The 3876-nt window shown below is 43.4% G+C and carries 4 protein-coding genes; all 4 read right to left on the bottom strand.

From position 1 onward, the window contains the following. Positions 1–142 precede the first annotated feature (142 nt). The 4 genes from treZ to IQ229_RS17130 all read right to left on the bottom strand — a co-directional run bounded on the left by treZ (position 143) and on the right by IQ229_RS17130 (position 3615). Positions 143–1990: a malto-oligosyltrehalose trehalohydrolase gene (gene treZ, locus IQ229_RS17145; protein WP_194045757.1), complete on the bottom strand. Its 1848-nt coding sequence runs from the start codon at positions 1988–1990 to the stop codon at positions 143–145. Positions 1991–2251: 261 nt separating this feature from the next. Continuing rightward, positions 2252–2656 carry a thiol-disulfide oxidoreductase DCC family protein gene (locus tag IQ229_RS17140; protein ID WP_194045755.1) on the bottom strand — a complete coding sequence of 135 codons (405 nt, stop codon included), beginning with the start codon at positions 2654–2656 and terminating at the stop codon, positions 2252–2254. Positions 2657–2755: 99 nt separating this feature from the next. Next, positions 2756–3361 (bottom strand): Uma2 family endonuclease, encoded by a 606-nt coding sequence (locus IQ229_RS17135; RefSeq protein WP_194045754.1) that lies wholly within the window; start codon positions 3359–3361, stop codon positions 2756–2758. A gap of 74 nt (positions 3362–3435) precedes the next feature. Next, a complete protein-coding gene (locus IQ229_RS17130; RefSeq protein ID WP_194045752.1) occupies positions 3436–3615 on the bottom strand; it encodes a hypothetical protein in 180 nt (59 codons plus the stop codon). Between the last annotated feature and the right edge of the window lie 261 nt (positions 3616–3876).

Genomic DNA, 3876 nt, shown 5'->3' with positions numbered 1-3876 from the left:
CCTTTTAGCTTGAACATTAAGCCTTATTGTTTGAACATTAAGCCTTATTGTTTGAACATTAAGCCTTATTGTTTGAACATTAAGCCTTATTGCTCGAACCTTAAGCCTTTTTACTTGAAACTTTAAGTTCTAACTCTCCCTCTCATCCTTTTTCATAGAGTACTAAACTAGTAGGTTGCAATTTCACTTCTTGACCCACAGACAGATGTTCAGGAGCTTCAGAACCATGGCCAGACCATGAGGTATCAGCAGAGTCCAACAATTTATTAGCATTATGCTCAAACGGCAGAGTCACTGTCACTGGAGACGAATTGAAATTCATCACAAATATTAGTTCGCTTGATTCGCACCAACGGCGCACAATTACCAACTGCTTATCTTCATCGCTAGTCGCTTTGATGGAGTTGCGGTCTTGATTCAAAAGTGCTGGATGCGTCTTGCGTAAATTAATTAAATGACGATACCAATCCCACAGAACTTTGTGCTTACCTTCATTGCGTAATTCCCAATTGAGTTTAGACTTTAGGAAAGTTTCTGACGATTCCGGATCTGGGGGATCATCTGCGAAGTGAAATGCTTCAAATTCTTGTTTGCGTCCGGCTCGAACTGCTTGAATTAAATCTGGATCGGAGTGACTGACAAAGTAAATGAAGGGTGCTGTTTCGCCGTATTCTTCTCCCATGAACAACAGGGGTAAATTGGGCGACAGCAGCACAGCACCAGCAGCTAACTTTAATCCCTCAAAAGAGATTCGCTGGCTGAGGCGTTCTCCTTTCATTTGATTGCCGATTTGATCGTGATTCTGAATACAGATTGTAAACTGTGACAAAGGGCGATCGCGGCAAGATACGCCATGAAATCGCTTGCGGTGTGGTGCGTACTTCCAATCGTAGACAAAAGTATCTTCATAAGCTTTTGCCAACTGAGCCACTTGCCCAAAATCTTGATAATATCCTTGGCGATCGCCTGTCAACAGTGCGTGCAATGAATGGTGAAAATCATCACTCCACTGGGCATCAAGACCATATCCACCCAATTCTACGGGACGAATTATTCGCGGATTATTCTGGTCACTTTCGGCAATGAGATGGCGTTTCCATTTTTGCCCTTGTTGTGAAAAATGATGAACTGCTTCCGCCAGTTCCCACAGAAAATGCTTCGCCCCCAAGTCGTAAATTGCTTGAATAGCATCCAGCCGCAATGCATCTATGTGGAACTCACGCAACCAGTAAAGCGCATTTTCGATAAAATAATTTCGCACACCCTGACTATGGGCATCGTCGAAATTCAGCGCTTCGCCCCAAGGTGTTTTATAGGTTTTAGTAAAGTAGGGCGCGAACTGACTCATATAGTTGCCTTCTGGCCCAAAGTGGTTATACACCACATCCAGGACTACGGCAATTCCGTGTTGGTGGCAAGCATTTACCAGTTGCTTCAGTTCGGCTGGGCTACCGTAGGAGTTTTGCACAGCATAAGGATAAACGCCGTCATAACCCCAGTTGCGGTATGCAAGAGAAGCTTCAATATGCGTATCTCCCGGAAACTGGGAGATGGGCATGATTTCAATGGCGTTAATTCCCAGTTCTTTCAAATCCGGTAAGCGGGGAATAATAGCGGTGAAACTTCCTTCAGGCGTGAAAGTCCCAACGTGAACTTCATAGAAAATCATCGACTCCACAGGAATTCCAGTCCACTCTTCATCAGTCCACTCAAAGTGTTGATCGACAATTTGCGACGGCCCATGTACCCCTTCTGGTTGATACTGCGACGCCGGATCGGCAAAAGCGTCTTGCCCATTTAAGACATACCGATAAAGCGTTCCTGGATATACATCGTTGACTTTCGTTTGCCAGTATCCCTCAGACTGAGGCTTGAGGGGAATTAACTGCTGTTCTGGTGTCAAAATTTGTACAGTGACACCATCTAATAGCGGAGACCAAACTGTAAATTCACACTCTCCGTCACCCAAGTAGTTAGCACCTATTTTCACGCAGTATCCTCCCATCAGTTCCAGTTTGTTGTGCCGAATCATGGCGTGATGGCGTACCCGCCCTTTCCGGTGGCGATCGCAAATGTCATTGATTGCACAATGTTTACAAACACGCCAGATAGCATAATGGTTGGTCTAGCAGAGTTTTAGCTAGCACCTGGAGGCGGATTTTTGACCAGAACAAATTCTCTCTAATGACAAATGTTAAGGAAATGGCGGAGAAAAAACGGTGCATTCGTAGGCTAGCACAGCGATGTATCCCTACGGCTTGCAGCTACCATCCACACAGTAGGCCGATTGATATGTATTGGAACGCTTACCAAATATTGTGTAGCGATTATCGCGGATTTGTTCGTAAAAGCGATCGCCTGCCCATTTCATGCCCGGTAAGGCTCGATAAGCGTCTACAAATATACTTCCTGTTGGCAATAACCGCCCGATTTCTTCTGCGGCGTTACTGCCTTGCCAACGTCTCTGAGGTTCATTGCCATCAATTAAAATCATCCCCTGTTCGCAATCTTGGGCTGAAATTCCCCACTGTAAAAGTGTCTGCTCATCTTGCATGGGACTGTAGCGAAACAACTTTCCTTGGTCTAAGGTCTCTAGCGATCGCACTAGGGTAACGCAGAGATTACAATTCCCATCGTAGATTACGTAGTAATTCATAAAAATAATTGAGTTGTTAGATGTGTATAAATACAACTTTGGTATTCTAGCTTAGAAAACTGTAGCGATCGCTCTTGCCTCACCAAATCAGTCTCCAGTTCAAATATGCATAATGTCGTCTAGCTTAAGTTGTAAATTTGGCAAGACATCAGAAGAAATAGTATCTCCTAAACGATATTGTTGTTGCTGGTACACACCGTTAACTAACTGACAAACGGTAAAGGTTGGTTGTTTGGGATTACCGATAAACTGCAAGCCACCCAAGCCACGAAAATCCACAATCCAATATTCTGGGATGTTAAGAAAAGCATATTCTTCCACCTTTCTTGCATAATCGTCTTGCCAATTAGTACTCACAACTTCAGCAACAAGCTTAATAGTACTGCCGTTACAAATAATAGGTTCTTTTTGCCAGAGTGGTTCTTTACTAAGTTCTGCTTTATCTAAAACAATTACATCAGGACGCAGCGCTGTGGCTTCAGCCGCAGGTGGTTTTATCAGACAAGTTTTTGGAACTAGCCAGTTGAAATTAGAATTAAAAATTTCGACATAGATTCTACCAGCAATATTACCTGCAATAGCTTCGTGTGGCCCTGTAGGTTCCATGTCTCTTAATTGCCCGTCGATTAATTCGTAGCGTGTATTGTCACCATATTGGGCGATAAATTCCTCAAAGGTGAGTAGTTTGGGCGAGGTGTAGGTCATTATGTTTTGACTTGACGTAGGCTTATTGTAACGAAGGTATTATCAAGCAAAACTACCTTGAGGTGGCTAATTAATTACGTAGGCATAGCCCGCACTTCTCTACGAGACGCTGCACTTCGACTACGCTCTGTTACCACCGCAGGCATCGCTTTTGTCCCACCAAACCAGTGCGAAGTAAAACGAGGCTGCATTAACATAACAGGTCGATGCATTAACATAGCAAGTCGATGCATTAACATAACAGGTCGATGCATTAACATAACAGGTCGATGCATTAACATAGCAAGTCGATGCATTAACATAACAGGTCGATGCATTAACATAACAGGTCGATGTATTAACATAACAGGTCGATGCATTAACATAGCAAGTCGATGCATTAACATAGCAAGTCGATGTAAGCTAAAACACATCTAAATTACATAATCACCCGTGAATGTCGTCCTTTGTCCTTAGTCATTAGTCATTTGTATTTACAAAGAACAAGGGACAAATGACTAATGACAGTCTCCACC

Source organism: Nostoc cf. edaphicum LEGE 07299, assembly GCF_015207245.1.
GTDB lineage: Bacteria > Cyanobacteriota > Cyanobacteriia > Cyanobacteriales > Nostocaceae > Nostoc > Nostoc edaphicum_B.
Note: the sequence above shows the minus strand (reverse complement) of the source record. Positions and strands in the feature narration are given on the sequence as shown.